Raw genomic sequence first — 4,835 nt, forward strand, 5'->3', positions numbered from 1 at the left:
CGACACCTCGAAGCATCAAGGGCGGCCGCGTCTCGTATGTCGCTGATCGATGCAGTTCAGCAGGTCGGGTGACCTGCGACGTTAAACGTCAAGCTCAGAACAGGCCCTAGCGGCCGGTGCGCTCCACCAGACATGTGGATGCGCGGAATGCTTGGATGAACTGCTGGGTTCTGGGCGAGCAATCCGCACCGATGGCGGGTGCTGAGGGACCTCGCCGGCCTGGTCGACCGACTGGGAGCGGTGGGTCTGCGCCGAGTGTGGCGGCATTCCGCCATGGCCGACATCCGCCCCACTCGGTCCGTTGATCCCGCCCGGACCCAACTGCGAGATTGGCCGGGCGGCTCAGGTGTTCTCGTGTCTGCGGGCTTGGCCGCACGGTGATGTCTCACTCCTTGGTTAGGAGCACGATGGCGCGAGGAAGACGAACAGGCGTGATTGCCACGGCGTCGGCCGTGTTGATCGCCGCGGCGCTGATTGCGCCTGCGGCCGCAGCCGCCGACCCGACCAGCCCGACTGGCTCCGAGATTGCTGGCGCGAGCAAGGTCGAACCCGCTGATCCCGACGGGCCACAGGGGCCGGGTCGGTCGCCCGTTGCTGGGCTCCACGACCGGGCCGGGCGCGACAACCCGGATTCGATCTACAAAGCGGGGAAGACCGACGGGTTCCAGCCGCTGACCGACGATTCGCTGTCGGATACTGCGGCCGAGAAGCTGGGCAACGCCGACACCAGGCTGCTGCAGCAGGCGCAGGCGTCGAAGAAGAAGTCTGTCACGGTGTTGATGCTGGCCCGGAAGGGCGCGACCGAGGACGTCGTCGCCGCGGTGGAGAAGGCCGGCGGGACCGTCGGGTCGGTGACCGGAAAGGTCGGCTACGTCCGGGCGACCGTCCCGACCGACAGCGTGACCACCTTGGCCGGCCTTCGGTCGGTCGCGGCGATCGACCTGAACCGGACGTACAAGCTCCCGGGCCCGGATCTGGGTGCCGCGGGTGCGAGGACGGCGGCAACGAAGGCCGCGCGGCCGACCGCGCCCGGCGCGAACACGCCCGCCGACAACCCGTACCTACCGATCAACGAGACCGGCGCCGAGGCCTTCGCCAAGGACAACCCGGCCTGGGACGGGCGCGGTACGGTCGTCGGCGTGCTGGACACCGGCGTCGACGTCGAGCATCCCGCGCTACAGACGACCAGCGACGGCAAGCCCAAGATTGTCGATTGGGTAACCGAGACCGATCCGGTCACCGACCGCGACGGCAGCTGGGTGCGGATGTCCACCACCAAGACGGGTCCGACGTTCAGCTACCTGGGCAAGACCTGGACGATCCCGGAGGGCACGTTCCAATTCGGCGTGTTCTACGAGAGTGCGACGGCCGGGAGCGACTTCGAGGGCGACCTCAACCGGGACGGCGACACCCTGGACTTCTACGGGGTTCTGTACGACCCGACCACACACAGGATCTGGGTCGACGGCAACAACAACCAGGACCTCACCGACGAGAAACCGATGGCCCCGTTCGCGGTCGACCGCCAGGTCGGCCACCTCGGGAGCGACGACCCCGCAACACCGCAGAACGAGCGCATCCCGTTCGTCGTCGAGTACCGCGACAACGTCGATCTCTCCCCGCTCGGCGGCAGCAACGTCGGCAAGACCGCGAACTACGTGTCTATCGGGTTGCCGGTCGCCTCGCACGGCACCCATGTGGCGGGGATCACCGCCGGCACGTCGATGTTCGGCGGCCAGATGCACGGCGCCGCACCGGGCGCGCAGATCGTGTCCGCCCGCGCCTGCACTTGGGACGGTGGCTGCACCCAGGCGGCACTGACCGAGGGCATGATCGACCTGGTCACCAATCGCCATGTCGACGTCGTCAACCTGTCCATCGGTGGGCTTCCCGCGTTGAACGACGGCTCCGACGTGATCGCCGCGCTCTACGACAAGCTGATCGACAACTTCGGCGTGCAGATCATCATCGCCGCCGGCAACGACGGCCTCGGCACCAACACCGTCAGCTCGCCGTCCGTGGCGGGCAAGGCCATCTCGGTCGCTGCATCCGTCAGCTCCGACACCTGGTGGGCCGGCTACGGGTCGAAGGTCGCCACCAAGCAGGGCATCTTCGGCTTCTCCTCCCGCGGGCCCGCTGAGAACGGGGCGCTGGCGCCGCAGGTGTCCGCGCCCGGCGCCGCCATCTCCTCGATCCCGATGTGGCTGTCCGGTGAAGCCGTCCCCGAGGCCGGGTATTCGCTGCCGGCCGGGTACGGCATGGCCAACGGCACCTCCATGGCGGCCCCGCAGGTCGCCGGAGCGGCGGCGCTGCTGCTATCGGCCGCCAAGGCCCATTCGCTGACGGTCAGCCCGGCGGCGCTGAAGACCGCCCTGACCGGCACCGCCGACCCGATCCCCGGCGTCCCGACCGTCGCGCAGGGCGCCGGCATCATCGACACCGTCGCGGCCTGGAAGCAGCTCAGCGCCGGCATCAACACCAATGAGCTCACTGTGTCGGCTCCCGTTTGCAGTTCGCTGTCCGGCCTGCTCGCGACTCCGAACACCGGCGTTGGCATCTACAACCGTTGTCTGCCAACGGAAGGCGGCCAGATGACCGGTGCGCAGAAGACCTACAAGGTCAGCGTCACCCGGACCAGCGGTGCCGCCGGGAACGTCGTGCACCGGATCGGTTGGATCGGCAACGACGGCACGTTCAGCGCCCGCGCGGCAATGCCCCTGCAGCTCGGAAAGGCGGCCGATATCACGGTCACCGCGACCGCGACGACCTCCGGCGTACATAGCGCGATCCTGACCATTGATGACCCGGCGACGGGCGGCATCGACCAGTTCGTCGCCGTCACCGTGCTGGCGACCAAGCCGCTGGCCAAACCCGACTACGCGGTCACCAGTTCCGGCACGCTCGGCCGAACCGGAACCACGTCGCTGCTGGTGCCCGTTCCCAAGGGCGTCGAAGCACTGCAGCTGACCCTGGGCGGGCTCGCCGACGGCAGCCAGGTCCGCGCATTGCCCATCGACCCCGACGGCATGCCCGCGGACTCCAACGCCAGTTACCACTGCTACACCAACTACGCCGACCCGGCGAAATGCAACGCCACCGCACGACCGGTGTACCGGCCCAAACCCGGCATCTGGGAGTTCGTGATCGAGTCTCGCAGGACGTCTCCGGTCGAACAGAACCCGTACACAGCGACGGTTTCGCTGCAGGGCATGTCGTTCGATCCGGGGACCGTCACAGTCGACAAGGTGACGATGAACTCGCCGACGAATGTCGGCTCGACGGGGACGAACACCTTTGGCCCCGCGATCGCCCACGTCGCAACTGGCGAGATCGGCGATGTCCGCAATTTGTTCTCGACGGTCTCGCAAGGCGAAATCACGTCCAACATGCTCTATGTTCCGCGTCAGACGACCCGGCTCGACGTGACACTGACGTCCAGAGAGGCTGCCGATCTGGACTTCTATGTGTATTTCAACGGCAGGCCGATAGATCAGAGCACCACGACCGGGGACTCGCCCGAGCACATCATCATCGATGATCCACAGCCGGGTACGTACTTCATCGTGGTCGCGGGAGTCGCCGTGCCCGAAGACAACGTCACGTTCGACTACCACCAAGAGATGTACTCAAAGGGCCTCGGCACGATCACGCCGAAATCCGACACGAAGTACACGGTTACCACGGGCCAGTCGATGCCGGTCGACGGGGCAATGATCGTCAGCGCTCGGCAGTTGACCAAGGATCCCACGGTCGGCCGAGTCCGAGTGGCCAACGAGTACGGCACGATCATCGGGGCGGCGGACGTCACGATCGCCACTGTCGATGTCCCCAAACTCGATCTGGTCGCGTGGAGTCCGCCATTCGTCGGCGCGGCTCTCAATGAGAGCGGCGTAGTCGCGGGGGATCGCCAGTACAACGCCAGGATGACGCCGACCATCTGGACGGCCGCCGACGGGTTCACCAACCTGGATCTTGCCGGGGGCAGGTACGGATCGGCTCTGGACCTGAATGACGGCCAGATCGCCGTCGGTATCGCGACGGACAGTGCATTGCATTATCTTCCCGCCCAATGGGCCAAGGATGGATCGCTCACCGTGCTCGGCGTCCCGGATTGGCGGCCCTATTCCAGCGGCTACGCGACCGCCGTGAATAACAAGGAGGTGGTCACCGGATTCTCCGAAGCAATCGTCAAGGAGTCCGACGGTAAGAACCACAGCTACAGTGACGGGTTCGTGCGGACGCCGGATGGGACGTTCAGCAAGCTGGCCCACCTGTCCTCGGATCTGACGGTAACCCAGCCGCGCGCCATCAACGATGCCGGAATGATCGTCGGTGCCTCGCACACCGATGACCATGTGCCGCACGCGGTCGCCTGGGATGCGACGTCAGGTGCTATTCAGGATCTCGGCACGCTTCCGGGACAGCATTCGGCCCAGGCGAACGATGTGAACGCCTCCGGGACTGTCGTGGGAACCAGCGGTGACGACGCGTTCGTGTGGACCAAGGCCGGCGGAATGCAGCGCCTTGCCGACTACGGATACAACGCGACCGGCGAGAAAGTCACCGACGACGGGTGGATCCTCGGAACTGTCGAACTTTTCCCGGACGTCGCGGTGTCGGCGATGTGGGACCCGCAGGGACGGCTCTGGGATCTGTCCGGCATGGTGCCGCTCTCTGCCGGTGATCGATTCACGCCGACCTACAGCTTCGACATCAACGATCACCACCAGCTCATGGTCTATGGCGAGGGCGGCCCGAACGCCGCCTGGTCCAGCTCGGTGATGCTGAGGATCCCGGCAGGTCTGGGCAACTAGGCCCCGGCGCCACCTCGTCCC

Annotated in this window: 1 protein-coding gene; it reads left to right on the top strand. The window is 66.5% G+C overall.

Annotation, left to right across the window (positions count from 1 at the left end; all coding sequences use genetic code 11):
• Positions 1 to 329: 329 nt before the first annotated feature.
• Positions 330 to 4,814 (top strand): S8 family serine peptidase, encoded by a 4,485-nt coding sequence (locus ACFU8Q_RS39145; RefSeq protein ID WP_384464273.1) that lies wholly within the window; start codon positions 330 to 332, stop codon positions 4,812 to 4,814.
• Positions 4,815 to 4,835 lie beyond the last annotated feature (21 nt).

Origin of the sequence: Streptomyces sp. NPDC057543, assembly GCF_042801895.1 — a bacterium.
In the GTDB taxonomy this organism is placed as follows: domain Bacteria; phylum Actinomycetota; class Actinomycetes; order Streptomycetales; family Streptomycetaceae; genus Streptomyces.